The organism is Micromonospora zingiberis, from assembly GCF_004331455.1.
Classification (GTDB): Bacteria; Actinomycetota; Actinomycetes; order Mycobacteriales; family Micromonosporaceae; genus Micromonospora; species Micromonospora zingiberis.
In genome coordinates this window covers 194,791-221,073 of record NZ_SJJR01000006.1, presented here as the reverse complement: position 1 = coordinate 221,073, position 26,283 = coordinate 194,791, and the positions used below count along the sequence as shown (strand labels likewise).

Genomic DNA, 26,283 nt, shown 5'->3' with positions numbered 1-26,283 from the left:
GAGCCAGGCGCTGAATCCGGGCCGCTCAGACAGCGGCCAGCCAGCGGTGCAGGGTGGCGGCACCGTCGCGGATCTTGCCGATCTCGACGTGCTCGTCCGGGTGGTGGGCCAGGTTCGGGTCACCCGGACCGAAGTTGAGTGCCGGAATGCCCAGCGCCGCGAAGCGGGCCACGTCCGTCCAACCCAGCTTGCCGATCGGCGCGGCACCCACCGCCGCCAGGAACTCCTGCGCCGGCGCGGCGTCCAGGCCGGGCAGGGCGCCGGCCGCGCAGTCGGTCACCACCAGCTCGTAGCCGGCAAGGACCTCGCGCAGGTGTGCCTCCGCCTCGGCCGGCGTACGGTCCGGCGCGAAGCGGTAGTTCACCTCGATCTCGCACCGGTCCGGCACCACGTTGCCGGCGACCCCACCGTGGATCCGCACCGCGTTCATGCCCTCGCGGTAATCGCAACCGTCGATGGTCACCCGTCGAGCCTGGTACTCGGAGAGTCGACGCAGCACCTCGGCGGCGCCGTGCACGGCATTGACCCCGTGCCAGGAACGCGCCGAGTGGGCCCGGATCCCGGTGGTCACCACCGACGCCCGCATGGTGCCCTGACAGCCGGCCTCCACCACGCCGTACGTCGGCTCCAGCAGCACCGCGAAGTCGGCTTCCAGCCACTGCGGGTGCGCCTCGGACACCAGGCTGAGGCCGTTGTACCTGGACTCGATCTCCTCCGCCTCGTAGAAGAAGTACGTCACGTCGTAGCGCGGGTCGGGCAGCGTCGCGGCCAGGTGCAGCGCGAAGGCCACCCCGGACTTCATGTCCGAGGTGCCGCAGCCGTACATCAGGTCGCCGCGCAGGGTCGACGGGAAGTTGTTGTTCAGCGGGACCGTGTCCAGGTGCCCGGCCAGCACCACCCGGGAGGCCCGACCCAGCTCGGTACGGGCCATCACCGTGTTCCCGTGCCGGTAGGTGGCCAGGTGTGGCACCGCCCGCAGCACCTCCTCGACGCAGTCGGCGATCGCCTTCTCGTTGAGGGACACGGACTCGATGTCGACCAGGGCGCGAGTCAACGCCACCGGATCGGCGAGGACCTCGGGGGTGAGCGGGTTCTCCATGGTCCGCACGGTACCGTCAAAACCGGTGATCGCGAGACGCGAGCCCGCTCGCCCTTCGGCGAAGCGCGAGGCGTGAGCTTGCGAGCCCGCAGTCGCGAGCAGCAGCCAACGCAGCATGGAACGAGAGGTGAGCACGTGACGTCGACAGAATCCGCGTGGGGCATCGGCCTGGCCACCGTCACCGCCGATGACCAGGTGCTCGACACCTGGTACCCGACCGGCAAGCTGGGCTTGGGCGAGCTGCCGCTGGTGCCCGGCGAGGACGAGGCCGACGTGCTGGATCTGCCGCCGGGCGCGCTCGGTGACCGGGCGCTGCCAGGTCTGCGTACCGTCGCGGTGGTCACCGTGATCGGCTCGCTGGACGACCCGATCAAGGACGCGGGCGACGCGTACCTGCGGCTGCACCTGCTCTCCCACCGGCTGGTCCGGCCCAACGAGCTCAACCTCGACGGCATCTTCGGCAAGCTGGCCAACGTGGCCTGGACGTCTGCCGGGCCGTGCCCGCCCGAGCGGGTGGACGAGCTGCGGGTGATCGAACGGGCCGCCGGCCGCCACCTGGCCGTGTACGGGGTGGACAAGTTCCCCCGGATGACCGACTACGTGGTGCCCTCGGGCGTACGCATCGCCGACGCCGACCGGGTCCGGCTCGGTGCCCACCTGGCCGCCGGCACCACCGTCATGCACGAGGGCTTCGTCAACTTCAACGCCGGCACCCTCGGCACCTCCATGGTCGAGGGCCGGATCGTGCAGGGCGTGGTGGTCGGCGACGGCTCGGACATCGGCGGCGGCGCCTCCATCATGGGCACCCTCTCCGGCGGCGGCACCGACAAGGTGCGCATCGGCGAGCGCAGCCTGATCGGGGCGAACGCCGGGGTCGGCATCTCGCTCGGCGACGACTGCGTGGTGGAGGCGGGCTGCTACATCACCGCCGCGTCGAAGATCAGTCTGCCGGACGGCCGGGTGGTCAAGGCCCGTGAGCTGTCCGGCGTCGACGGGCTGCTGTTCTGGCGCAACTCGGTCACCGGAGCGCTGGAGGCCCGCCCGCGTACCGGCCGGGGCATCGAACTCAACGCCGCCCTGCACGCCAACGACTGAGCCGCAAGGAAGGGCACCTTATTAACGCCTCCGGTATAGGAAGGGCCCCTTCCTAACATTCGAGGTGCCCCCGGTGGGCCCGGCGCCAGCCGTGCCGGGCCCACCGGTACGGCTCACCGCAGGCGGTACGCCTGGATGGTCCGCTGGGTCACCGTGTTGCCGGCGCTGTCCTCGGCGCTGGCACGCAGCGACACGTGACCGGCGCCGCGCGGGTGCTGCACGGTGGCCTGCCAGCCGCTACCGGCCTTGTGCACCTTGGCCCGCTGCCAGGTCTTCCCGCCGTTGTAGGAAACCTCGACGGTGAGCGACCTGGTCCGTGCCGCCGGGGCGCCGTCCTGGCGCTCCACCTGCACCGGGATGACGAAGCTCCGGCCGCCCGGTGCGGAGTTGGCCGCGTCCAACCGGGGCGCGAACCTGATCACACTGACCGGCAGCCGTACCGGATCGTCGCCCCGGACGTGCCGGGACCGGAAGGTCCACGCGGTGCTGACCTCCGTGCTCAGGTCGGTGAAGCTGCGCTTGACCGACGTCTCCAGCCGGTACGTCGCCGCGCCGGCCGGCACCTCGAACTGTGCCCATCCGTGCTCGGGGCGCTCCCCGACCAGCTTGCCGTTGCGGTACAACGCGGTACGCGAGGTGTCCGCCAGCGAGACACCCGCGTGGCCCGCCCCGTCGCTGTGCATCGGCACGGCCAGCGTGATCAGGTCACCCTGGCGGGTCACCCCGTCCTCCGGCCAGCGTGGCGTCGGGAACGACGGCCCGTAGGGTGCGCCGTTCCAGGTCTCCTGGTAGTGCCGGCCGGCCCGGTACGCCGTCGGCTCGGACCAGAACGCGGCCACCAGGTCCAGCCACGGCCGGTCCTCGACCGGCTTGCCGAACGCCAGCTCGGTGCCCCAGCGCACCTGCCTGGTGTTGTAGTACTCGACCCGCTGTCCCGGTACGCCGACCTGAAGGATGGCTGCCCAGCCGCCCAGGTCGGGTTCGAAGCTGGGGAAGACGAGCCGTTCGGCGAGCATGCCCGGATAGCCGCCGTGGAACCGTTGGGTGACCTTGGCCAGGTCACTGCTGCGGTAGTGCTTGACCAGGCCGTTGGGCAGCCGGCCAGGGAAATTCTCGGCCAGACCGTAGAAGTACGGACTGCTGGCCGCCTCCCGGTCGGCGAACTGGCTGGCCACCGAGCCGACGAAACGATCCGCCGGTACGGGCTGGCCGAGCTGGCCGATGGCGAGACCACTGAAGTCCTCGGCAAGCGCGCCGAAGCCGGCGATACCGAGGTCACCGAGCAGGTAGGTCGCCTCGGCGACGACCAGCACCGGCGTCGCCGAACGGTCCGGCACCGACAGTCGTACCGGGCCCGCCTTGCGCCCGTCGATGATCACCTCGGCGTCCCCGTCCACCTCCAGCTCCGGGCCGACCAGCATCGTCACGCTCTCGGTCGCCCCATCCAGCAGGTAGCTGGCCAGTCCGTACCGGCCCTTGGGTACCCGGACCTCGACGGTGCCCGACGGGTCGTACACGTAGATCTCGTTGAAGTCCGCCAACCCGAGCAGGAAGGTGGCGTAGTCGTCCGGTGCCGTGCCAGCGCGATCCAGGTGCCGCACGGTCAGGTCGTAGCTCTCCACCTCCTTGTGGACCGCCAGCGGGGTGGTCGCCACCGTGTCACCGGAGCGGGCGTACACCCGGCCGGTGTAGTGACCGTCCGGGCTGTCGACGCTGGTGTCGGCCGTGACGGTGACCGACGCCGTGCCGCCGGCCGGCACCACCACCTGCTCGGCGCCGAGCGCGAACATGCCGGCCGGCGCCGGTTCCGCGTCAGGGCCGGTGGCTTGCAGGGTGAGATCCAGGGTGACCGCCGTGCTGCCGGTGTTGCGCCAGCTCAGCTCCCGGGTGACCGGTTCGTCGTCGTCATGCGGCCAGAGCGTACGGCCGAACGAGACGCTCACCGGCTCGCTGACGATCGACTGGTTGATCGCCCGCGCCACGTCCACCCGGCCGGCTCCCTGCTGGTACGCGGTCAGCTCGGGGTGCGGCTGGGCCGACGCCATCAGGATGGACTTGAGCTGCTCCGCGGTCGCGTCACCACGCTGCTGGGCGACGAGGGCCGCCGCCCCGGCGACGTGCGGCGCGGACATCGAGGTGCCGGAGAGCGAGACGTACTGCTCCCCGACCGGCTCGCCGAGCAGGGTGCCCGCGCCCCGGGCCGCGACGATGTCCACCCCGGGCGCGGTGATCTCCGGCTTCAGTGCGTCGTCGCCGGTGCGCGGGCCCTGGCTGGAGAAGTCGGCGAGTTCGTCGTCCCGGTCCACCGCCCCGACGGCGAGCGCGGCGTCCGCGCTGGCCGGCGAGCCGACGCTGCCGGCCCGGCCGCTGTTGCCGGCCGAGATGACGAAGAGGGCGCCGGTCTGCTCGGTGAGCGTGTTGACCGCCTCCTCCAGCGGGTCGATCTCCGGGGTGTCCATCCCGCCGAGGCTCAGGTTGACCACGTCGGCCTGCTGGTCGACAGCGGCCCACTGCATGCCGGCCAGGATGGCCGACTCGGTGCAGCCGTACTCCTCGCAGACCTTGCCGGACAGCAGCGTCGCGTCCGGTGCCACGCCCCGCTGCCGGCCACCGGAGGCGGCACCGCTGCCAGCGATGATCGACGCGACGTGGGTGCCGTGTCCCACGATGTCGCCCGGGTTCGCCTCCTCGGTGAAGTTGTGGGCCTGCGCGACCCGCCCGGCCAGGTCCGGATGCGCGGCGTCGACGCCGGTGTCCAGCACCGCCACGCGTACTCCTTGGCCGGTGTAGCCGGCCTGGTGGGCGGCGGGCGCCCCGATCTGCGGCACGCTGTGCTCCAGCGTCAGCTGTCGCCTGCCGTCGAGCCAGATCCGCTCGACACCCCCCGCCACGTCGAGCCGGGCACCAGCGCCGGCCAATGTTGCCCAGAGTTGACCGGCCTCCCGCTTGTCGGCCCTGGCCGCGACACCACCGATGGCGGTCAGGTCACGGGTGACGGTCACGCCGTCGGGTGCGGCGGTGCGGCGTGCCGCGCCCGCCGGGTAGGTCATCAGCAGCGGAAGGTGGTCGCGGCGGGCGTCGTCGTAGCCGGCGGCGATCAGCCCGGCCACGTCGAACAGCCGCCGGTCGACCCGGCCGTCGCGGATCAGCGGCAGGGCGTCCTGCGGCACCACCCAGAGGTGGTCCTGCTGCCGCTGGGTGATGAAACGGATGTCGGACCGGCCCTCGGCCGGACGTACGCTCGCCGCGCCGGACGCGCTGACGGTGACCCGGTCACCGGTGATCAGCGTGACGGTCGACTGGCCCACCGCCGCCGGTCGAGCGTTGAGCTGGGCGGACTGCGGCGCGGTTGCTGGGGACGGGGCGGCCGTGGCGGCGCCCGGTAGCCCGAGCACCAGCGCCAACCCCAGTCCGATGGCGGTCAGTTTGCTCCTTCGTTGCAACTGATCCTCCTCTTGAGGCGTCTATATCGATGTAGGACACATCGATACTCCTAGACTTGCATACTGAGTATGTAAAAGGAGTCCAGAATTCGACGAATCTGAGTCCGGGTACGGCATGATCGGCGGATGGGATCCATGAAGGAGCGGATGCTCGCGGGCGAGCCGCATCTCGCCGACGACCCGGAACTCGTCGCCGACCACCGCCGCGCCCTGCGGCTGATGGAGCAGTTCAACACCAGCGCCGCCGACGAGCCCGAAGCCCGGCTGGCCGCCCTGCGTGAGCTGCTCGGCGAACTCGGCGACGAGACCGGGATCCGGCCGCCCTTCTACTGCGACTACGGCTACAACATCCAGATCGGACCGCGCAGCTTCGTCAACTACCACGCGGTCTTTCTGGATGTCGCGCCGATCACCCTCGGCGCCGACGTGCAGGTAGGGCCGAACGTGCAGTTGCTCACCCCGACCCATCCGGTCGATCCGGAGCAGCGTCGGGCCAAGTGGGAGGCGGCCAAGCCGATCACCATCGGTGACAACGTCTGGCTGGGTGGCGGCGCGATCGTCCTCGCAGGAGTAACCGTGGGTGACAACACGGTCGTCGGCGCCGGCGCCGTGGTGACCCGGGACCTGCCGGCCAACGTCGTGGCCGTCGGTAACCCCGCTCGCCCGGTACGCCAGATCAACTAACCCCCCAACCCTTCCTCACCTGCAAAAACTCCGCCCCGGCGGGTGGCACTCGATCCCAAAGTCGAGCACTCTGGGTATCAGAGCTATCACCGGGAGGTGTCACTGTGGCCGGTCGGATTCTCGAACTCCGCGTACATGGAGTGTCCAACACGCCGCCCGCCGACACCCTCGGACTGGCGTCGTCCCCCGGTGGCGAGGACCCTCCGCCACGGCTGGTCGCCGGCGGCCCGGTCACCGGCTTCTACCGCTCCGCGACGGCCTCACCACTCGACCCGGTCGCGGTCGAGGCGTACAGCTGGGGGCAGTTGACCTCAGGTGCCCGGACGGCACGGGACGTGGAGCGGGCGCTGTGGACGCTGTTGCTGCCGTTCACACTGGCCAACGTGGCGCTGCACGCGCGCCCCGGCATCCCGCCGGACCCCAACACCGAACGACTGGCCAGCCGGTCCGGTATCACCGCCTGGCTGATCCGGCTGTTCTGCCTCAGCCTGACCTGCATGCCGGTGCTCGCGCTGACCACTGTCGGCGTCGACCTCATCGCCTGGCAGTGCGTGGACTCGGCCTGTCTGAACCGGCTGCCCGGACGGTGGGATTTCCTCGCCAACGCCTGGTGGCAGCAGAGCGGCCGGGCCTTCGCGGTCGGCCTGACCGTGCCGCTGGCCCTGATCGCGGTGCTCGGCATCGTCGCCTGGCGGACGTACCAGTACGAGGCGGTGATGCCCGCCGACCCGATGGACCCACCGGTGCACCACACACCAGGCCCGGTCGACGCCGACCTACCGGCGGCACAGCCGGTGCCGGAACCAGCGCCGGTACCCGAGCCGACCGGACCGCTCGCCAACCCGTTGCAGGATCCCACCTTCTGGTGGGGTGAAGGACAGCTCCGGCGGGCCGCCGTACTGCACCTGTGCACCGGCACGGTGGTCGCGGCGGCCATTCCACTCGGCACCGTCATCGTGCTGCACCCACCGTACGGAGTCCGTGCGGTGCTCGCCTGGACCAGCGTGGCGGTTCTCGTCGCAGTGCTGGTGATCACGTTGGTGGCACTCGCCCGGCCCAACCTGACCCGGCGCGACGGTGCCACCCCCCTCGGCCGGTGGAGCATCGCGGTCATCATGCTCACCGGGACCGGGCTGGCCGGCACCATCCTGGTGTTGATCCTGCCCGACGGCGGCACCCCGCTCGCCGCGCTGCGCCCGCCACCCGGCTGCATCGACGTCCCCACGCTGCCCGGCTGCCTGGAGGACCGTTCGCTGCCCGGCTTCGACCGGATCGCCGCGTGGTTCGTCACCGGTCAACTGCTGCTGCTCATCGCCATCGGTGGCACCGCCCGCTCCGGCCGCCGGGGTGGCACCACACCGGCCGCCGCCGGGGTGCTGTTGGCCATCGGAGCAGCCTGGTGCCACGGCTGGCTGCCCGCCGTCCCGCCCGCGCCGTTGCCGGTCTGGCAGCTCGCACTGGGGCTACTGCCGCTCGCCGCGACCGGCCTGCTGCTGCCCCGGACCCGCACCGCCGCAGATCAGCAACCGCTCGGCCCGTACACCGACCTGACCTGGCGCGGCCAGGCCCCGGCCGTGATCGCCGGCTTCGGCTGGCTGCTCTGCATGGCCTACTGCGTCGGACTGCTCTACTGGGTCACCAACCGGCTCAACGGCGGTGACACCAGTGGTCGCACGCTGGTCACCCCACCGACGCCGGTGACCTGGGGCGGTCTCCTCTTCGGTGCCGCGCTGCTGATCCTGACCGTGGTCGTGGTCCGGGCCATCGTGCTGTTCCGCCGGCTCCGCCGCGTGGAGTACGTCGAACTGACGACCAGCGGGCCGCTGTCCGCGCACGACCTGCGCCGGGCCCGGGACGTCAGCACCCACCGGGCGCTGCATCGGCTGGTCGGCGAACACGCGCTGGGTCTGATCGGCTGGTACGCCGCCGCGCTGCTGGTCCTGGCCATCCTCGGCTGCGTCGCCGCCCTCTCCCCGGCCGCCGTGCATCCGCAGCCGGTCGCCGGCAGCGCCGTCCTGGTCAAGCTCCTCGCCGACGTGGGCGACGCACTGCTCGGTTGGCTGCCGGTGGCGATCGCCGCCATCGGGCTGCTGGTCTACCGCAACAACACCGTCCGGCGGTCGGTCGGCGTGGTCTGGGACGTGGGCACCTTCTGGCCCCGCGCCGCGCACCCGCTCGCCCCACCGAGCTACGCCGAGCGCGCCGTACCCGAGCTGCTCACCCGCACCGCCGGCCTGCTCGCGTTGGCCGAACACGATCCCCGCCGGATGGAGGGCATCATCCTGTCCGGGCACAGCCAGGGCACCGTGATCTGCACCGCCGTCCTGCTCCAGCTGCCGGAACGCTGGCGACGGCAGATCTGGTTCTTCTCGTACGGCTGCCAGCTGACCCGGCTCTACGGCCGGATCTTCCCCGCGTACTTCGGGCCGGACCGGCTGCCGGTGCTGACCGAGGCGATGTCCCGCCCGTCCGGCGCGACCGGCTGGACGAACTTCTGGCGGGACACCGATCCCCTCGGCTGGCCGGTCAGCGCGGGAGAACGCGACGTCCCGGTGACCGACCCCGAGGCGCTGCATCCCAGCGACGGGGAGGTGGCCGATCCACCGATCCGCAGTCACAGCGGCTACCCGGAGGCTGCCGAGTTCCAGCGGGAACGATCCCGGGTCGCCTGGCTGCTCCGGCGGGCGGTGCCGTCACCCCGGCGGCGGCTCAGCTAGGCGTACCACCAGGTCGGCCCGGTGGGCGGTGCCGGCCACCAGCGCGGCGTTGACCTCGTCGCTGCCCAGCGCCCAGGCGTGCGCCTCCTCCGTGGAGCGCCCGTACTCGACGTGCCGGGCGACCAGCCGACGCTGCCGCAGCCCGGCGTCCAGGTCGAGGAACCAGGCCTGGTGCAGCAACGCGCGCACCTCTTCCCAGGGCCATTCCGGAATCAGCAGGTAGTTGCCCTCGGTGACCACCAGTCGGACCTCCGGCGGCACCTCGATCGCCCCGGCGATCGGCTCCTCCAGATCCCGGCGGAACTCCGGCGCCCAGACCGAGGTCGGCTCCTTGCGCCGTAGGCGACGCAGCAGCGAGACGTAGCCGTTGGCGTCGAAGGTGTCGATGGCGCCCTTGCGCATGGCCCGCCCGAGCCGGTGCAGCTCGGCCTGGGCGAAGTGGAAACCGTCCATCGGCACCAGCCGGGCGGCCGGACCGACCGCCGCCACCACCTGTGCGGCCAGGGTGGACTTGCCGGCGCCCGGAGCACCGGTGATGCCGAGCAACTGGCGGGGGCCGGCCGCGGCCAGCGTACGGGCCCGCTCCAGCAACTGCTCGACGGGCAACACCTCGGCCGTGGGCATGTCAGGACAGGACCGGCCTGGTGATCGCGAACCGGGCTCGTACGGCCGCGTGCACCCCCTGCGGCTGCGGGTCGAACTCCAGCACCGGGGCCCCACCGCCGGCGGCACCCCCGGCGTCGAACGCCATCCGGGCCATCATCGGCTGCGCGGTGCCGCCCTCGTCGGCCAGTTCGATCAGGTCGGTCACCTGGGCACCGAGCGCCTCGGCGTACTCGCGGGCCCGTTGCAGCGCGTCGGTGATCGCGTCGTGCCGGGCCTCGCGGTAGGTCGGGCTGTCCGGCCGCAGCGACCACCAGGGACCGGCCACCTCGACCTGATCCTGATCGGCCAGCCGCAGCATCAGCTCGCCGAGCGTGGTGAAATCACTGACCGTCACCGTGGTCACCACCGAGCCGTGCCAGGCCACCACCCGCTCGCCGGAACGCCGCGTCTCGGGCCACACCCGCAGGTCACCGGTCTCCCGGCGATCGATCGACGACTCGGCCGAATCCAGCAGCACCCGGACCGCGGCGGCCCGCTCGGCCAGCCGGCTCAGCACGGCCTCCCGATCGCGGTCCCGGGCGAGCGCGGTGACCGAGAACCGTGCGATCTCCGGATCGGCCTCGCGGTAGCTCTCACCGCGTACCGTCACCACCGGTCCGTCCACCATGCCCTCACCCTAGCGGCGAGGCCCCCGCCACGCCCACCGATGCGGGCGCACGAGCAGCCGGGGCGCCCGCCCGCAGGGTCAGTCGGACTGCGGACGGTGCGCGACGTAGGAGACGGTTTCGCCAGCCGTCCGGCAGCCGCTCAGATGTCCACCGGCCGCCCCCAGCGCAGACAGCCAGGCCACCTCGTCGGCGGGCTCGCCGGTGGCCGGGAACGACCGGATCTGCTCGTCGTAGCGCCGACCGGCCAACGCCTGGCGAGCGGCGGCGGCCTCGGCGTACCGGGCGGTGAGCAGGTCGGGCTCGTCGGCCCGCAGGGCAGCGGAGAGCTCGTCGAGATACCCGGCCACCTCGGCCAGCGCGGCCACCACCTCGTCCCGGTTGCCGCGCAGCATGTTCGTCGTACGCTGCGGCGGGGTGCCGGCGACCCGGGTGCCGTCCCGGAAGCTCCCGGCGGCCAGGGTGAGGACCGCGTCGCGCAATGAGGACCGCTCGGCCGCGCCGGCCAACGCCCCGGCGAGCAGATGCGGTACGTGCGAGGCGAGCGCGACCACCGCGTCGTGCCGGTCCGCCGCCATCGGCACCACGCGGGCCGCGAAGACCTCGGTGATCAGGGCCACCAGCCGACGGAACGCGGCCAGCCCGTCCGGGGCGGGGCAGAGCACCCAGGCGGCGCCGGTGAACAGCTCCGGTACCGCCGCGGTCAGCCCGGCCCGGTCGGTGCCGGCCATCGGGTGGCCCGGAACGAAGCGGTGGGTGAGGCCCTGCGCCGCGGCGAACGCGGCCAACTGCGCCTTGGTGCTCCCCACGTCGGTGAGCAGGCAGTCCTCGCCGGTCAGGGCAGCGACCTCGACCAGCGTCGCCGGCAGGGTGGGCAGCGGCCCGCCGAGGAAGACCACCGCCCGGTCGGCCACCGCGTCGGCCAACAGATCGGCCATCGGTACGCCGAGCGACCGAGCCTGCCGGCGGGTCGCCTCGTCCGGGTCCCAGCCGATCACGTCCAGTCCGGCGGCGTGCAGCCGGAGCAGCACCGAGCCGCCGATCAAACCGGTGCCGAGCACCGCCGCTCGCAGCCGTGCGCCGGTCCTGACCACCATCGCGTACCTCGGCGTCCCGTGTCGGGCGCGGGCCCGGCCGGCCCCGCGCACAGTCGGGCCGAGGATATCGCCCGGACCGGTGCCACCGGGTCCGCCGCCGTGGGCCGGCAGGGCCGGCGGTGCACCGGTCGCGGCCGGTCCGAGGTTGGGCCGGACGGGGGATGTCCCGGTCAGATGATCTACCCGTAGCGTGCCTCCGCCACCGCCATGCTGGGCGGATTCTCACGGGGAGGACACAATCATGGCCGCGACGTACCGGGCCCTCGCCTCGGTGCTCATGTTGATCGGTTTCTACGTGGTCGCGCTGCTCCAGCTCGCCGCCGTCGGCGGGCTGTTCTACTTCATCGCCAGCAAGACCAACGGTTTGGCGGCCACCAAGCTGCTGCTGCCGCTGATCGTCGCGCTGGGCGCGGTAGCCGTCGGACTCTGGAAGGCGATCCGGACCAAGCACGAGCCGGCGCCCGGCCTGGTGCTCGACGAACGGGAGGCGCCGCAGCTCTGGTCCACCGTCCGTGAGCTGGCCACCGCCGTCGGCACCCGGGCACCGGACGAGATTCGGCTGGTGCCCGAGGTGAACGCGGCGGTCGGTGAGCAGAGCCGGCTGCTCGGCCTGGTCGGTGGCCGGCGCACCCTGTACGTCGGGATGCCGCTGCTGCTGGGTCTGCGGGTCGACCAGCTCCGCTCGGTGCTGGCCCACGAACTGGGCCACTACTCGGGCAAGCACACCCGCCTCGGCGAGGTGGCCTACCGGGGCCGGGTGGCGATCGGCAGCACGATCGAGCGGATCAAGCCACGCAACCCGGTCGGGCTGATCTTCAAGGGCTACGCCAAGCTGTACCTGATGGTCGACAACGCCGCCTCGCGGCGCCAGGAACTTGAGGCGGACCGCGCCTCGGTCCAGCTCGCCGGCCACGAGGCGGCCACCTCCGCGCTGCGCAGCCTGCCCGCGCTCGACGCCGCCTGGAACTTCTACATGGGCGCGTACGTCGAGTCCGGTTGGCAGGCCGGGCTGGCTCCGGACGACCTGTTCGGCGGCTTCGGGCACCTGCTCCAGGGGCGGCGGGAGCAGATCGAGCAGCTTCGGCAGGAGGCGCCCGAACGGGAGGCGTCGCGCTGGGACACCCACCCGCCGATCGGCATCCGGATCGACGCGATGGCGCAGCTACCGGCCGGGGCCGGCTTGGCGGACGACCGCCCGGCAGCGATCATGCTCACCGACGTTCTGGCCGCCGGCCGGCGGCTCCAGAGCGTCGTGGTCGAGCAGGGCGACCGTCAGGTGCTGCCCTGGTCCGAGTTCACCCACGCGTCGATCGCCGCCAGCCTGCAACGGCAGGTCGACGGGATCTACCGGGCGGCCGGGCGGTTCGCCGGCACCCCCGAGCCGGGGCTGCCGACCATCCTCGACCTGGTGCGGCAGCGCCGGCTCGGCGAGTTCGCCGAGCAGTTCTTCGACAACGCCACCCGCAAGGAGGCGGCGGTCCGGTTCGCCGGACCGATGGAACTGTTGCTGAACAACGCCGCCGTGCGCGCCGGCCAGGCCCGCTGGCTGCTGTCCTGGACCGGTCCGGCGCAGTTCGTCGGCGCCGACGGCGCACCGCTGGACCTCGCCGAGGTCGCCAAGCTCGCGGTCGACCCGCAGACCCTGCACGAGGCACTGGCCCGGCTGACCGAACTCGGCATCGACCCCGCTCTGGCGACCGTCGTACAGGCCCGCGCCAGCGCCGACAACGCCGGAGTGATCGGCGCGATCGGCAACGTGAAGATCGACGGTACGGAACACGACCTGCTGATCCTCGACCGTGGCCTGATCCTGGTCGGCAATCCGGGCAAGGCCGGCAACGGGGAGAAGCGGCTCACTGCCCTGCTGGAGTCGACGCCGATCGCCGAGTTGGCCGGCCAGCACCGGTTCCTCCCGTACGAGGAGCTGACCTCGGTGACGGTGACCAGGGAGATCCCGCTCAAGGCCGAACTGACCCTGCACGACGGCCACGTTCTCGCCATGCAGGAGCTGTACGGCAGCGTCCTGCTGGAGCGCCGCAGCCGGGACAACCTGCTGCGCGTCTTCGCCCGCATCAACGAGGACTGACCTGCCGCCCGGCTGTCAGCGCAGCCGGAGTGATCCGCCGTTCCACCCCGTCGATCCCGGGACGACCGCCGTCCGGTGGTCATCAGCAAGAGCCCGGAATCGGCGGGGTGGGGCGCACCTGTGGATCTCGCCCGGCTCGACCTGGCGGGCGCGACGGCGCCATCGCCCGTCGGTCAGGGCTGGGCGAGCCGGGCGGCGACGGACGCGATCCGCTCGTCGGACTCGGTGAGCGCCGCCCGGACGTACCGGCGGGCGCCCGGACCGTAGAAGACCCCGGCGGCCACCAGGATGCCCCGCCGGGCCAGCCAGTCGACGGTGTCCCAGCAGTCCTCGTCCCGGGTCAGCCAGAGATAGAGCCCCGCCTCGGAGTGCTCCACCCGGAAACCGGCACCGGTGAAGGCCGCCCGCAGCGTGTCGCGCCGCGCGCGGTAACGCTCCCGCTGCTCGTCGGCGTGCCGTTCGTCGTGCAGGGCCGCCACCATGGCCGCCTGCACCGGCGCCGGCACGATCATCCCCGCATGCTTGCGGATCTTGAGCAGCTCCGCCACCAGGGCGGGATCACCGGCGACGAACCCCGCCCGGTAGCCGGCGAGGTTGGAACGCTTGGACAGCGAGTGCACCGCCAGGACCGAGTCGTACGACCCGCCGCAGACCTCCGGCGACAGCACCGACACCGGTTCCGCCGCCCAGCCCAGCGGCAGGTAGCACTCGTCGCTGGCGACCACCGCACCGCGCTCCCGGGCCCACTCCACCACCTTGCGCAGGTGGCTGGCGGGCAACACCCGGCCGGTCGGGTTACCGGGTGAATTCACCCAGACGAGGCGTACCCGGGAGGTGGGCCCGACGGCGGTCAGCGAGTCGGTGCGTACGGTGGTGGCGCCGGCCAGCCGGGCGCCGTCCTCGTAGGTCGGGTAGGCGATCGACGGCACCACCACGACGTCGCCCGGCCCCACCCCGAGCAGGGTGGGCAGCCAGGCGACCAACTCCTTCGAGCCGATCGTCGGCAGTACCCCGAGCCCGTCCACCCCGGCGCCGCAGGCTCGGGCCACCCAGGCCGCGATCGCCTCCCGCAGCGCGGGTGTGCCGGCCGTCAGCGGATATCCCGGGGCGTCGGCCGCCTCGGCCAGAGCCCGGCGGATCACCTCCGGCACCGGGTCGACCGGCGTACCCATGGAGAGGTTGATCAGGCCGCCCGGGTGCGCCGCGGCCAGCACGGCCGCGGCGTCCAGGGTGTCCCAGGTGAAATCGGGTAGCCGTGACGAGACCGGCGCGGGCCGGTTCAGTGCCCCTCGCCGCGCGGCGGCTGCGCGGCGACGAAGGTCGCGTCCTTCTCCACCTTGCCGATCTTCGAGGCGCCACCGGGCGAGCCCAGCTCCTCGAAGAACTCGTAGTTGGCGCCGGTGTAGTCCTTCCACTGCTCCGGAACGTCGTCCTCGTAGAAGATCGCCTCTACCGGGCAGACAGGCTCACAGGCACCACAGTCGACGCACTCGTCGGGGTGGATGTAGAGCATCCGGTTGCCCTCGTAAATGCAGTCGACCGGGCATTCCTCGATGCATGCCTTGTCGAGCACATCCACGCACGGCTCGGCGATGATGTAGGTCACCGGTCTTCTCCTCCGCAAGACACGCCGCGATCACCCGCGACGCTAAGAGCCTAGTATCTCGCTGGGGAGGAGGTCGATCGTGCTCCGAGAGCAGGATTTAGGACACCGGATCGTGGTCCGCCGCGTGGTGGGGTTCCGCGCCGGTCGCCCGGTCTTCTCCGATGCCCTCGGCGAGCTGGTCGAATTGACCGAGACCCATCTCACGTTGACCACCCGCACCGGGCGGTTGCGCGTGCCGATGGCGCAGGTGCACCGGGCGAAGCGGGTACCGGCGACCCGCCGGCCGGCCGCCGACGCCGTGGTCGAGCTGGAACTGGCCGCCGACGAGGCGTGGCCCGCTCCCGTCCGCGCCCGGCTCGGTGACTGGCTGCTGCGCGCCGCCGACGGCTGGACCGGCCGCGCCAACTCCGCCCTGCCGGTCGGTGACCCGGACCGGCCGCTGCCGGCCGCGCTGGACGCGGTCGAGCGCTGGTACGCCGACCGGGGGCAGCCGGCACTTGTCAACACTCCCCTGCCGCTGGCCGCGCCGGTCGGCGCCGAACTCGACAAACGCGGTTGGGACAGCCGCCCCACGGTACTGGTGCAGACCGCCCCGCTGACCGCCCTCCAGACCCCCACTGCGGGCCCGGCCGGTGGGGCGGCACCGGCGGCGGACGTGGTCGAGCTGGACGGCGGTCCCTCCGACGAGTGGCTCGCGGTGGCGGCCGGCCGCAAGGGCGGGCTGCCGGAGGCCGCCCGACACGTGCTCACCGCCGTGGACCAGGTCCGCTTCGCCCACGCGTACGCCGACGGCACGCTGGTGGCGGTCGGTCGGGGCACCGTGACCGGGCACGGCCGCTGGCTGGGGCTGTCGTTGATCGAAGTGCTGCCCGCCGCCCGTGGTCAGGGTCACGCCACCGCCGTGGTCCGGGCGCTGGGGCGGTGGGCCGACGCGACGGGCGCCACCGACGCCTTCCTCCAGGTCGAGCAGCACAACGCGCCCGCTGTGGCGCTCTACCGCAAGCTGGGCTTCGTCACCCACCACACCTACCGGACCCGGGTCGCCCCGGGCTGACCCGACCGCACGGCAGCCGCCGGGCCCAGGGAGGCCCCGGTCGGGGTACGGGTCGACGGCGTCAGCGACGGACGATGCGCCGTGGCTTGGCGGCGCCGCTCTCCGCGTACCGTTGCAGGCTCCGCGAGCGGTAGTCCCGGCCCAGCGTGGTGAGCAGCAGGTGACCCAGAATCGCGCCGGCGCTGGCCGCCACGAGGTAGAGCAGGATCTGCCAGAAGAAGGTGGCGCTGCCGCCACCGAACGGGTTCTGGCCGACCAGCAGCGGCCCGACCAGCATGGTCAACGCGAGGGCGACACCGATCGCGGCGGCCACCTCGGCGCCCCACTGTGCCGGCGGGCGGGCCTGCCCCCAGGCGACGGCGGTCCCGGCCAGGATCACCCCGATCACCACGAACATCCCGAGGGTCACCCGATCCGCCGCCGCCTCGTCACCGTCGAAGCCGAACCGGATCACCAACCGGGCGACCACGTTGACCGCGAACAGGCCGATCGTGAGTGCTCCGACCGCGCGCCACCGCTGACCCATCGCACGCCTCCCGCCGTACCGCCCGCCCCGATGGCGGGTCTCCTGGCAGGAATATCTACCACTCGTGACGGGGCCGCGTCAGTACCGGCCGGGTGTCAACGGCCCCGCCACGATCGACCGGAACCCCATCACCGCGAAAGCCATCACGCCCGCCACCACCAGGGTGAGCCCGACCCAGTCGCCGGCCAGCAGGACGTCGCCCTCGGTGGTCCGGTCGGCGGCAGCCACCATGATCACCACCCAGGGCAGTGCCGGCAGGGCCACCGCCCAACGCCGGCCCACCGTCTCGATGGCGAACCAGCTCAGCGCGATGTTCGCGACCACGGCCACCAGCGCCGCGACCCCGACCAGGTATCCCCCGATCCGCAACGGGGCGAGCAGCAGCTCCAGCATCGCGGTGGCCGCCCCGGCGACGACGGCGACCGTCCCGCCGGCCACCCGCAGTCCGACGTCCAGAAACCGCCGCGCCCGGGCTGGCCGGGGCGGCTGCGGCAGCTGCTCCTGCGGGGCGACCGACATCGCGGCGGGCGACGTCACCGGTGGCCGGCCGCGCTGACCGATGACAGGTGCGGGCTCTCGCCGACGCCCAGCCCGGCGAACAGGTCCGACTCCCAACCGTACGGGCCGCTGCCCGGCCCTTTCGTGCCCACCGCGAGGGTGAAGTACTCCACGCCCATGAACTCGGCACCGAAGTTGCCGGCGATCGAGTAGAGCCATGAGGTGGCGGGGATCTGGGTGGCGTGGGCCCGCATCGCGGCCTCCTTCGCCGCGTGCTGCTCGGTGGCGTCGATCCGCGCCGCGATCTCCTTGTCCGGAGTGCAGAACGGCAGCTCCGTCGCGTCGGAGATGCCGGCGAAGGGGTTGTCCGACGCCTCCTCGAAGTGCGTCATGCCCGCCTCCAGGACGCTCTGCGGCATCGCCGTCCAGTAGACCTTCGCCGGGGCGAGGCCCTCCCGCGCGGCCAACTCGACGGCGCGCATCGTCACCCGGTGCGCCTGGATGTGGTCCGGGTGGCCGTAGAAGCCGTTCTCGTCGTACGTGATGACCACCTGGGGGCGTACCTCACGGATGGTCGCCAGCAGGTACCCGGCGGCCTCGTCGAGATCGGCCTGCCAGAACGCGCGGGGATGCTGGTTGGTGGACAGGCCCATCATGCCCGAGTCGCGGTAGCGTCCGGCGCCGCCGAGGAAGCGGTGGTCGGTGACGCCGAGTTCGGCACAGGCCGCCGCCAGCTCGGCGACCCGGTACCCACCGAGCTGGTCTGCCTCGGCGGCGGCGAGACCGGCCAGCTCCGGTACGTGGATCTCACCCTCCTCGCCCAGCGTGCAGGTGACCAGGGTGACGTGGGCACCGGTGGCCGCGTAGTGGGCCATGGTCGAGCCGGTGCCGATGGACTCGTCGTCGGGGTGCGCGTGGACCAGCAGAAGGCGGCGGTCAGGCAGCGTCGTCACGACGGTCACTCTAACCGGCGGTTTGTCCGCACCGGCCCCGACGCGTCCGCGTAGGTCGGTCACATCGCACTGCGTGCCGGCCTACGATCTGGCCTGTGGACTTTCCCGAGCTGGCCGCCCGCACCCGCCGGTTCAGCCACGGGGCGCCGCGCGCCGTCACCGTGGCCGACGACGGTGCCCGGGTGGTCTTCCTCCGCTCCGGTGGCCCGGAGGACCCGGCCGACGCGCTCTGGCAGTTGGACGTCGCCACCGGCGAGGAGCACCTGGTCGCCTGCCCGGTCACCCTGCTCGGCGCGGACGCCGACCCGGCCGCGCTGAGCCCCGGGGAGCGGGCCAGCCGCGAACGGCTGCGGCTGACCGCCTCCGGCATCGGCTCGTACGCTCTCGACGCCGCCGGGCGGGTGGCGGTGTTCGCGCTGGCCGGCCGGCTGTTCCGGGCCGACCTGGTGCACGGCGACGTGATCGAGGTGCCGGCCGTCGGGCCGGTCCTGGATCCCCGACCCGACCCCACCGGCCAGCGGCTGGCGTACGTGACCGACGCGGCCGAGGGCGTACGCCGGGGGCAACTGCGCGTGGTCGACGCCGACGGCACCGACAACATCCTCGCCGGCGAGGACTCCGGGGTGGTCTGGGGACTGGCCGAGCACATCGCGGCCGAGGAGTTCCGGCGGCACCGGGGCTACTGGTGGGCGCCGGACGGGCGGTCGGTGCTGGCCGCCCGGGTCGACGAGTCCCGGCTGCCGCACTGGCACCTGCACGATCCGGCGCAGCCGGCCAGCCCGCCGGTGAGCGTCGCGTACCCGGTGGCCGGCGGCCCGAACGCGGAGGTCAGCCTGCACCTGCTCGACCTCGACGACGGTTGGGTCGACGTGCACTGGGACCGGGAAACCTATCCGTACCTGACCGCGGTGCACTGGACCGAGGGCGCTCCGCTGATCACCGTGTTACGCCGCGCCCAGCAGCACGGGCTGGTGCTCGCCGTCGACCCGCGTACCGGCGAGACCCAGGTGCACGCCGAGCTGGCCGACCCACGCTGGGTGGAGCCGATCCCGGGTACGCCCGCGCACCTGCCCGACGGGCGGGTGCTGGTCGGCGGCGAACTGGCCCACGACGGGTACGACGCCCGCTGCCTCTTCGCCGACGGCACCCTGCTCACCCCGCCCTCGCTGTACGTACGCCGGGTGGTCGGCCGGCTGGCCACGGCGAGCGGCCCGGCGGACCTGCTGGTGGAGGCCAGCGACGGTGAGCCGAGCGAGCAGCACCTGTTCCGGGTCCGCACCAGCATCGGCGGTGGGGTGGACGCCCGCCGGCTGACCAACGACTCGGGCTGGCACACCGCCGCGGTCGGCGGCGACGTGCTCGTCGTCGGCACCGCCTCACTCGACCACGCCGGGATCCGGTGGACGGTACGCCAGGCCGACCGGGAGGTGGGCCCGCTCCGGTCGCTGGCCGCCACCCCGAGCTACTCCCCGCTGCCGCTGCTGGAACGGGTGACCGACCGACGGCTGCCCTCGGCGGTGCTCTACCCCGACAACCACGTCACCGGCCGGCGGCTGCCGGTGCTGCTGGACATCTACGGCGGGCCGGGCCACCAGGAGGTGGTCGCCGCGCGGGCGGCCTGGCTGGAACGGCAGTGGTGGGCCGACGCCGGCTTCGCGGTGGTGGTCGTCGACAACCGGGGTACGCCGGGCGTCGCACCGTCGTACGAGAAGGCCATCCACCGACGGCTGGCGGATGTGATCCTGGCCGACCAGGTGGAGGCGCTCAACGCGCTCGCCGACAAGCATCCGGATCTGGACCTGGATCGGGTGGCGGTGCGCGGCTGGTCGTTCGGCGGCTGGCTGGCCGGCCTGGCGGTGCTGCGCCACCCGGAGCTGTTCCGGTGCGGCATCGCCGGTGCGCCGGTCAGCGACTGGGCCCTGTACGACACCGCGTACTCCGAGCGCTATCTGGGCCTGCCCGACGACGGCACGGACGTGTACGCCCACCATTCGCTGATCGAGCTGGCCGCCGAGCCGGTCCTCGACCCGGCCGAGGCCCGGCCGCTGCTGCTGGTGCACGGCATGGTCGACGACAACGTGGTGGCCGCACACACGCTGCGACTGTCGGCGGCGCTGCTGGCCACCGGCCGCCCGCACTCGGTGCTGCCGCTGCCCGGCGCGACCCACCTGGCCGCCGGGGGCCTCGCCGAACGCCTCCTCCGTCTGGAACTCGCCTTCCTCCGCACCCACCTGGAGATGTGAGGAGGGGCACCTCAGGGCTTGACGTGGGCGTTGACGAAGGAGGGGTAGCCGAAGACGCTGGAGACGAAGACGCCACCCACCTTCGAGCCGTGGACCAGGTACGCCACGTCGACGTAGAGGGGCACCACGGGTGCGTGCTCACGCATGATCCGTTCGTCGAGTTCGGCCCACTCGGCGGCCTGCTCGGCCGGGGGCAGGGCGAGGATCCGATCGAACTCGGCGTTGATCGCCGGGTCGTCGAAGTACGCCTGGTTGCTGTTGCCCGTGGCCTTGATGCTGCGTCCGTCGTAGAGCACCGGCAGGATCGAGGCGCCGCTCGGCCAGTCGGCGGCCCAGGAGCCGAGGTACAGGTCCCAGGGATTGTCCTTCCTCTTGATCTCATCGAGCTTGGCGTCGGCCGGGATGTTCCGGATCGTGATCCTGAAGCCGGCCCGCTCCAGGTTCCCCTTGAGCTGTGTCGCCTGCCGCTGCTCGGCCGAGCTGTCGGCCGCGCCGAGAACCAGTTCGGGAGTCTGCCCGCCGAGCAGTTCCCGGGCCTTGTCCAGATCGCCGTTCGGGCCCGCCGGATAGGCGTCGTACGGCTGGTGGCCGATCGTCGCGGACGGCATGAGCGTGCTCATCGGCGCGGCCACGTGCTGCCCGCCGAGCACCTTGACCAGGCCCTGACGGTCGATGGCGTAGTTGAGCGCCTGACGTACCCGCAGGTCGGTGACCCGCTGGTTGTTGATCAACAACTGGTTGGCGCTGGGCGTCGGCGAGAGGACCGTCCTGGACCGCAACCCGGCGTCGCCCGCGACCCGGGAGACCAGCGAGGCGGGCACGTAGTCCCACGACAGGGCACTCTGGTCGGTGCCGTTGTCGGCGATCACCCGGTTCACCGCCGCGTCCGGGGTCGAGCCGAAGGTCCACACGAAGCGGTCCGGGTACTGGTGACGGACCGGGTCGGTGGCGGCGTCCCAGTGCTCGTTGCGTTCCAGCACCACCTCGACGCCCGCCTGATAGCGGCTCACCCGGTACGGACCGGAGGAGAAGGGCGCGTGGCCGAGGTTGATTCCGGTGTCCCGGTCCGGCGGCAGCGGCGCGGTGGTCGGCAACGACACCGCGAACGGCAGGTCACAGCGCGGCTTGGCGAACTCGAAGCGCAGGGTCTTCTCGTCCGGCGTGCTCAGGCCCGGTGGCAGCGCGTTGCGGTTGGCCCGGAAGTCCCACGCGGTGTCGTACTGCGGGGTGTCGGCGAGCCATTCCTGGAGGTAGGTGGGGCCGCCGGTGAGGTCCGGGTCGAACGAGCGGGCGATGCCGTACCCGATCTCCTTCGCGGTGACCGGGCGCCCGTCCTCGAACTTCACCCCGTCCTTGATGGTGAATTCCCAGACCTTGCAGTCGTCGTTGACATCGGTGCCCGGCGTCTCGGCGAGATCGCCGACCAGGACCAGGTTGCCCTCGCCGTCGTCCTTCCAGGTGGTCAGGAAGCGGGCGAACAGCGGCGAGACCATCAGGCCGACGAACGAGTACGTCCGCTGCGGGTCCAGATGGGAGATCGGTGTCTCCCTGATGACGGTGACGGTGCCGCCGGCCCGCGCACCCGCCACCGCCGGTGCCGGCCCCAGCGAGTCCTTCGGGTCGGTGGCGATGACACCGGTCTGCTGCCGGCCAGTGTCCACCGTGGCGCTCTCACCGGTGTTCTCCGAGCACGCGCCGAGCGTCGCCACCAGCGCGACCGCGACACCCATCGCAGTCGCCACGTGTGGTCTCATCTGCTACCTCCGCCATCCAGATGCCGCCGGCCCGGCACCACCGTCCCGAGGATCGTAGAGAAGAAAAGCTTCGATGTGAGGGCTGGCGAACGATAAATTCCACCGCCACCGGCCCGACGTGCCACGCTCAGCCGAGCCGCACGCGCGGGTCGATGACCGCGTACAGCAGGTCCACCAGCAGGTTCGCCAGCACCACGAAGACCGCCGCGACCAGCACCGTGGCCATGATGGTCGGCAGATCACCGGCGCGTACCGCGTCGACCGCCGTCCGACCCAACCCCTGGATGCCGAAGGTCGTCTCGGTGATCACCGTGCCGCCGAGCGCCGCGCCGACGTCCAACCCGGCGACGGTGACCACCGGCGTGATGGCCGCGCGCAGCGCGTGTCGCCCGTACACCCGGGTCCGGCCCAGGCCCTTGGCCCGCGCGGTACGGACGAAGTCCTCGCTCAGCGTCTCCAGCATCTGCGCCCGGAACAGCCGGGCGTAGATCGCGGAGAACAGGAACGCCAGTGAGCACCAGGCGAGTACCAGGCCGCTGGCCCAACGCAGCGGATCCGCCGACAACGGTGTGTAGCCCGGCACCGGCAACCAGCGCAGCGTGTAGACGAAGACCAGCAGCAGCACCGCGCCGACGAAGTAGAGCTGCAACGAGGCGCCGGTCAGTGAGAAGCCGATCGCCGCGCGGTCCCACCAACTGCCGGGCCGCAGCGCGGAGACCATGCCCAGGCCCACCCCGAGCAGCAGCCACAGGATCGCCGCCGGGATGACGATGCTCAGCGTCACCGGCAGGACCCGGGCCAGGGTGTCGGTGACCGCCTCGTTGTTCACGTACGACCAGCCCAGGCAGGGGGCGTCACACCGGCCGCCCTGCGCGCCGCCCAGGTCCCGCCCGGTGACGATGCCCTTCAGGTAGCCCGCGTACTGGCTGACCAGCGGATCGCGCAGGCCCAACTCCTGGCGTACCCGCTCCAGCCGCTCCGGGTTGCAGTTCTTCGGGCACATGCCGCTGACCGGGTCGCGCGGCAGCGCGAAGAACATCAGGAAGGTGAGCACGCTCACCGCGAAGAGGGTGAGCACGGCGGAGAGGATTCGCCGCACCAGGAACCGCAGCATGTCGGCTACCTCGACGACTTCGGGTCGAGCGCGTCGCGCAGCGCGTCCCCGAACAGGTTGAACGCGAACACCAACGCGAAGATGGTGGCGCCGGGGAAGAAGACGAACGCCGGATCGGTCTGGAGGTAGTCCAGGCTCTGGTAGATCATCCGGCCGAAGCTCGGGGTGTCCTCGGTCAGCCCGACGCCGATGAACGACAGCGCCGCCTCGCCGGTGACGAACTGCGGCACCGCGAGCGAGAAGGACACCAGGATCGGCGCCCAGATGTTCGGCAGCAGCTGCCGGAACAGCATGTGACCGAGCCCCGCCCCGCTGGCCCGGGCCGCCGCCACGAACTCCCGCTCGCGCAGCGCGATCACCTGGCCGCGGACCAGCCGGGCGGTGCTCGTCCAGCCGAACCCGGCGAAGATCGCGATCAGTACGCCGACCCCGAAGGCCGGCGGCACCGCGTCCCGCTGCCCGTAGAAGCGCAACGTCAGGGTCGGGGTCAGGGCGAGCGCGATGACCAGGAAGGGCATCGCCAGGGTCAGGTCGGTGAGCCAGTTGACCACCGCGTCGAGCCAGCCACCGAGGTAGCCGGCCAGCGCGCCGAGCACCACCCCGATCGCGGCGGTGAGCACCGCCGCCGTGCCGGCGATGAACAACGAGGTACGCAGGCCGTACACCAGGCGGATGAAGATGTCCCGCCCGAGTCCGGGCTCCAGCCCGAAGAAGTGTTCACCGGAGACACCACCGGCATAGCCGAGCGGCATGCCGGCCCCGTCGAGCTTGCCCTGGAACTGGTCCCGGGGGCCGATCCCGTACGCCAGCTCGATCAGCGGCGCGGCGAGCGCCACCAGGACGAACAGCACCAGCATCGCGCCGCTGACCTGGGCGGTACGGTCCCGGCGCAGCCGCATCCAGGTGAGCTGTCCGGGCGAACGGCCGACCACCGGCCCCGCACCGCCGGCCGACCCGCTCGCCCCGATCTCGGCCGGCGCCGCCCCGTCGACCGGCGAAAGACTCACGCGGGCACCCCGCCGCGCTCCACGCCCAGCGGGCCGCTCTGCGGGAAGTGACAGGCGGTCGCCTGGTTGCCACCGTCGCGCCGGAGCAGGGCCGGCTCCTGCTCGGCACACCGCTGCCGGGCGTTGGGGCAGCGGGTTCGGAACCGGCAGCCCGACGGCGGGTCGAGCGGGGTGGGCAGGTCACCGGCGAGCCGGATCCGCCCGGCCGAGCCGAGCCGGGTCACGTCCGGCACCGCGGCCAGCAGCGCCCGGGTGTACGGGTGCTGTGGGCGCCGGTAGATGTCGTCCCGGTCGCCGATCTCCACGATCCGGCCGAGATACATCACCGCGACCCGCTGGCAGAAATGCCGGACCACGGCCAGGTCGTGGGCGATGAGGACGAACGCCAGGCCGAGTTCGCGTTGCAGCCGGCGCAGCAGGTTGACCACCTGGGCCTGGATCGACACGTCCAGGGCGGAGACCGGCTCGTCCGCCACCACCAGCCTCGGCCCCGGCGCCAGCGCGCGGGCGATGCCGACGCGCTGCCGCTGGCCACCGGAGAACTCGTGCGGATACCGGTCGTAGTGCTCCGGGTTCAGGCCGACCAGTTCCATCAGTTCCCGCACCCGGGCCCGCGTGCCACCGGGCGGCGTGATCCCGTTGACCTGCAACGGCATCGCGATGATCCGGCCGACGGTGTGCCGGGGATTCAACGAGGCGTACGGGTCCTGGAAAATGATCTGTAGCTGCGATCGGAGCGGACGCAGCGCCCGCCGCCCGGCGTGGGTGATGTCCTGCCCGGCGAACTCGATGCGGCCTCCGGTCGGCTCCAGCAGCCGCACCAGCAGCCGGCCGGTGGTGGTCTTGCCACAACCGGACTCCCCCACCAGGCCGAGGGTCTCGCCCGCCCGGACCTCGAAGTCCAGCCCGTCCACCGCCCGCACCAGACCGCCGCGTACCCGGAAATGCTTGGTCAGCCCCCGGACCCGCAGCAGAGGGTCGCCGGCCGTCATCGCGCCACCCCCACCCGGACGACGTCCTCGGCGTACCGCCGGGCGCGCTCGACGGCGGGAAGGTGGCAGGCCATCCGGTGTCCGGGCGTTCCGCCCGGGGTCAGCTCGGGCCGCTGCGTCCGGCACCGGCCACCGGCGTGTTCGGCGTACCGGCAGCGCGGGTGGAAGGCACAGCCGGCCGGTACGTCGATCAGGCTCGGCGGGTGGCCCGGGATCGCTGCCAGGTCCACCGCCGCGTCGCCGTGCAACGACGGCACACTGGACAGCAACCCCCAGGTGTACGGGTGCTGCGGCCGGCGCAGCACCTGCTCGGCGCTGCCCTGCTCCACGGCCCGGCCGGCGTACATCACCAACACGTCGTCGGCGACCTGGGCGACCACACCGAGGTCGTGGCTGATCAGGACGATCGCGGTGTCGAACTCGGCCTGAAGGTCGGCCAGCAGGTCCAGGATCTGGGCCTGCACGGTGACGTCCAGCGCTGTCGCCGGTTCGTCGGCGATCAACAGGGCCGGGCCGTTCACCAACGCCATGGCGATCATCGCCCGCTGCCGCATGCCGCCGGAGAACTCGTGCGGGTACTGGTCGTAGCGCCGCTGCGGCTGCGGGATCCCCACCCGGCCGAGCATCTCCACCACGTGCCGTCGCGTCTGCGCCCGGCCAGCCCGGGGATGGTGCACCCGGTACGCCTCGGTGACCTGCCGGCCCACCGGATAGTACGGGTGCAACGCCGACAGCGGGTCCTGGAAGATCAGCGCCATCTCCTGGCCACGCAGCCGGCGTACCTCCGTCTCCGGCCGCCCGACCAGTTGGTGCCCACCGACGGTGATCTGCCCGGTCACGGTGGCCCGTCGAGGATCGTGCAGACCGAGGAGTGCCAGCGAGGTGACGCTCTTACCCGAGCCGGACTCGCCGACCACGCCGAGGGTACGCCCGCGCGGCACCGCGAACGACACACCGTCGACGGCCCGCACCGTCCCGTCGGCGGTGCCGAAGCTGACCCTCAGGTCGTCCACTCGTAGGTAAGGGTCCACGACCGCCTCCCTC

General features: G+C 72.3%; 21 protein-coding genes. 6 read left to right on the top strand and 15 right to left on the bottom strand.

From position 1 onward, the window contains the following. Nucleotides 1–25: 25 nt before the first annotated feature. On the bottom strand, nucleotides 26–1,099 hold the full coding sequence (gene dapE / locus E0H26_RS12055) for a succinyl-diaminopimelate desuccinylase (protein ID WP_131303684.1): 1,074 nt from the start codon (nucleotides 1,097–1,099) through the stop codon (nucleotides 26–28). A 135-nt stretch (nucleotides 1,100–1,234) separates the two neighbouring features. Between dapE and dapD the strand changes: the two genes are divergently transcribed. Beyond that, entirely contained in the window at nucleotides 1,235–2,194 is a 960-nt protein-coding gene (gene dapD / locus E0H26_RS12050) for a 2,3,4,5-tetrahydropyridine-2,6-dicarboxylate N-succinyltransferase (protein WP_131303683.1), read from the top strand. A 113-nt stretch (nucleotides 2,195–2,307) separates the two neighbouring features. Here dapD and E0H26_RS12045 read toward each other — a convergent pair whose 3' ends face one another. Further along, nucleotides 2,308–5,637 (bottom strand): S8 family serine peptidase, encoded by a 3,330-nt coding sequence (locus E0H26_RS12045; protein ID WP_131303682.1) that lies wholly within the window; start codon nucleotides 5,635–5,637, stop codon nucleotides 2,308–2,310. Between the two features lie 126 nt (nucleotides 5,638–5,763). Here E0H26_RS12045 and E0H26_RS12040 point away from each other — a divergent pair, with 126 nt between their 5' ends. Next, entirely contained in the window at nucleotides 5,764–6,321 is a 558-nt protein-coding gene (locus E0H26_RS12040; RefSeq protein ID WP_131303681.1) for a sugar O-acetyltransferase, read from the top strand. Between the two features lie 104 nt (nucleotides 6,322–6,425). After that, nucleotides 6,426–9,038 (top strand): hypothetical protein, encoded by a 2,613-nt coding sequence (locus E0H26_RS12035; protein WP_131303680.1) that lies wholly within the window; start codon nucleotides 6,426–6,428, stop codon nucleotides 9,036–9,038. On the opposite strand, the gene E0H26_RS12030 is transcribed toward E0H26_RS12035, so the two are convergent. From E0H26_RS12030 to E0H26_RS12020, 3 genes are all read right to left on the bottom strand, one after another. After that, complete coding sequence (locus E0H26_RS12030; protein WP_131303679.1) at nucleotides 9,015–9,662, bottom strand: nucleoside/nucleotide kinase family protein; 648 nt, start codon at nucleotides 9,660–9,662, stop codon at nucleotides 9,015–9,017. The genes E0H26_RS12035 and E0H26_RS12030 overlap by 24 nt on opposite strands. 1 nt (nucleotide 9,663) lies before the next feature. Beyond that, nucleotides 9,664–10,311 (bottom strand): SIMPL domain-containing protein, encoded by a 648-nt coding sequence (locus E0H26_RS12025; RefSeq protein WP_131303678.1) that lies wholly within the window; start codon nucleotides 10,309–10,311, stop codon nucleotides 9,664–9,666. A gap of 78 nt (nucleotides 10,312–10,389) precedes the next feature. Next, nucleotides 10,390–11,406 carry a prephenate dehydrogenase gene (locus E0H26_RS12020; RefSeq protein WP_131303677.1) on the bottom strand — a complete coding sequence of 339 codons (1,017 nt, stop codon included), beginning with the start codon at nucleotides 11,404–11,406 and terminating at the stop codon, nucleotides 10,390–10,392. Between the two features lie 241 nt (nucleotides 11,407–11,647). On the opposite strand from E0H26_RS12020, the gene E0H26_RS12015 reads away from it, so the two are divergent. Further along, on the top strand, nucleotides 11,648–13,492 hold the full coding sequence (locus E0H26_RS12015) for a M48 family metallopeptidase (RefSeq protein WP_131303676.1): 1,845 nt from the start codon (nucleotides 11,648–11,650) through the stop codon (nucleotides 13,490–13,492). Between the two features lie 173 nt (nucleotides 13,493–13,665). Here the strand turns inward: E0H26_RS12015 and dapC are convergent, their stop codons facing one another. After that, entirely contained in the window at nucleotides 13,666–14,775 is a 1,110-nt protein-coding gene (gene dapC, locus E0H26_RS12010; RefSeq protein ID WP_131303766.1) for a succinyldiaminopimelate transaminase, read from the bottom strand. After that, on the bottom strand, nucleotides 14,772–15,098 hold the full coding sequence (gene fdxA, locus E0H26_RS29850) for a ferredoxin (protein ID WP_091422126.1): 327 nt from the start codon (nucleotides 15,096–15,098) through the stop codon (nucleotides 14,772–14,774). Before fdxA ends, dapC begins: the two co-directional genes overlap by 4 nt. 79 nt (nucleotides 15,099–15,177) lie before the next feature. Between fdxA and E0H26_RS12000 the strand changes: the two genes are divergently transcribed. Continuing rightward, nucleotides 15,178–16,152 (top strand): GNAT family N-acetyltransferase, encoded by a 975-nt coding sequence (locus E0H26_RS12000; protein ID WP_131303675.1) that lies wholly within the window; start codon nucleotides 15,178–15,180, stop codon nucleotides 16,150–16,152. Between the two features lie 61 nt (nucleotides 16,153–16,213). Here the strand turns inward: E0H26_RS12000 and E0H26_RS11995 are convergent, their stop codons facing one another. The 3 genes from E0H26_RS11995 to mshB form a co-directional block, all read right to left on the bottom strand. Next, the gene (locus E0H26_RS11995; RefSeq protein ID WP_131303674.1) at nucleotides 16,214–16,678 is read right to left on the bottom strand and encodes a hypothetical protein; all 465 of its coding nucleotides are present in this window, start codon (nucleotides 16,676–16,678) and stop codon (nucleotides 16,214–16,216) included. Between the two features lie 78 nt (nucleotides 16,679–16,756). Next, nucleotides 16,757–17,197 carry a hypothetical protein gene (locus E0H26_RS11990; protein ID WP_131303765.1) on the bottom strand — a complete coding sequence of 147 codons (441 nt, stop codon included), beginning with the start codon at nucleotides 17,195–17,197 and terminating at the stop codon, nucleotides 16,757–16,759. Between the two features lie 14 nt (nucleotides 17,198–17,211). Beyond that, nucleotides 17,212–18,138, bottom strand: coding sequence for an N-acetyl-1-D-myo-inositol-2-amino-2-deoxy-alpha-D-glucopyranoside deacetylase (gene mshB, locus E0H26_RS11985; RefSeq protein WP_131303673.1), 927 nt, complete (start codon nucleotides 18,136–18,138; stop codon nucleotides 17,212–17,214). A gap of 86 nt (nucleotides 18,139–18,224) precedes the next feature. Between mshB and E0H26_RS11980 the strand changes: the two genes are divergently transcribed. Beyond that, nucleotides 18,225–20,372: a S9 family peptidase gene (locus tag E0H26_RS11980; RefSeq protein ID WP_131303672.1), complete on the top strand. Its 2,148-nt coding sequence runs from the start codon at nucleotides 18,225–18,227 to the stop codon at nucleotides 20,370–20,372. An 11-nt stretch (nucleotides 20,373–20,383) separates the two neighbouring features. Here E0H26_RS11980 and E0H26_RS11975 read toward each other — a convergent pair whose 3' ends face one another. From E0H26_RS11975 to E0H26_RS11955, 5 genes are all read right to left on the bottom strand, one after another. Next, nucleotides 20,384–22,126, bottom strand: coding sequence for an ABC transporter substrate-binding protein (locus E0H26_RS11975; protein WP_131303671.1), 1,743 nt, complete (start codon nucleotides 22,124–22,126; stop codon nucleotides 20,384–20,386). A gap of 127 nt (nucleotides 22,127–22,253) precedes the next feature. Further along, nucleotides 22,254–23,240, bottom strand: a complete 987-nt coding sequence (locus E0H26_RS11970) for an ABC transporter permease (RefSeq protein ID WP_131303670.1) — start codon at nucleotides 23,238–23,240, stop codon at nucleotides 22,254–22,256. A gap of 5 nt (nucleotides 23,241–23,245) precedes the next feature. Beyond that, nucleotides 23,246–24,247, bottom strand: a complete 1,002-nt coding sequence (locus tag E0H26_RS11965) for an ABC transporter permease (protein WP_131303669.1) — start codon at nucleotides 24,245–24,247, stop codon at nucleotides 23,246–23,248. Then, complete coding sequence (locus E0H26_RS11960; RefSeq protein WP_131303668.1) at nucleotides 24,244–25,239, bottom strand: ABC transporter ATP-binding protein; 996 nt, start codon at nucleotides 25,237–25,239, stop codon at nucleotides 24,244–24,246. The genes E0H26_RS11965 and E0H26_RS11960 overlap by 4 nt, the downstream gene beginning before the upstream one ends. Continuing rightward, nucleotides 25,236–26,270: an ABC transporter ATP-binding protein gene (locus tag E0H26_RS11955; protein WP_131303667.1), complete on the bottom strand. Its 1,035-nt coding sequence runs from the start codon at nucleotides 26,268–26,270 to the stop codon at nucleotides 25,236–25,238. The genes E0H26_RS11960 and E0H26_RS11955 overlap by 4 nt, the downstream gene beginning before the upstream one ends. Nucleotides 26,271–26,283 lie beyond the last annotated feature (13 nt).

Bases quoted from the DNA above. Each gene is read 5' to 3' on its own strand.
- dapE (WP_131303684.1), bottom strand. From the start codon at position 1,099: ATGGAGAACCCGCTCACCCCCGAGGTCCTCGCCGATCCGGTGGCGTTG.
- E0H26_RS12040 (WP_131303681.1), top strand. From the start codon at position 5,764: ATGGGATCCATGAAGGAGCGGATGCTCGCGGGCGAGCCGCATCTCGCC.
- E0H26_RS12030 (WP_131303679.1), bottom strand. From the start codon at position 9,662: ATGCCCACGGCCGAGGTGTTGCCCGTCGAGCAGTTGCTGGAGCGGGCC.
- E0H26_RS12025 (WP_131303678.1), bottom strand. From the start codon at position 10,311: ATGGTGGACGGACCGGTGGTGACGGTACGCGGTGAGAGCTACCGCGAG.
- E0H26_RS12020 (WP_131303677.1), bottom strand. From the start codon at position 11,406: ATGGTGGTCAGGACCGGCGCACGGCTGCGAGCGGCGGTGCTCGGCACC.
- E0H26_RS12015 (WP_131303676.1), top strand. From the start codon at position 11,648: ATGGCCGCGACGTACCGGGCCCTCGCCTCGGTGCTCATGTTGATCGGT.
- E0H26_RS11995 (WP_131303674.1), bottom strand. From the start codon at position 16,678: ATGGGTCAGCGGTGGCGCGCGGTCGGAGCACTCACGATCGGCCTGTTC.
- E0H26_RS11990 (WP_131303765.1), bottom strand. From the start codon at position 17,197: ATGTCGGTCGCCCCGCAGGAGCAGCTGCCGCAGCCGCCCCGGCCAGCC.
- E0H26_RS11975 (WP_131303671.1), bottom strand. From the start codon at position 22,126: ATGAGACCACACGTGGCGACTGCGATGGGTGTCGCGGTCGCGCTGGTG.
- E0H26_RS11970 (WP_131303670.1), bottom strand. From the start codon at position 23,240: ATGCTGCGGTTCCTGGTGCGGCGAATCCTCTCCGCCGTGCTCACCCTC.
- E0H26_RS11960 (WP_131303668.1), bottom strand. From the start codon at position 25,239: ATGACGGCCGGCGACCCTCTGCTGCGGGTCCGGGGGCTGACCAAGCAT.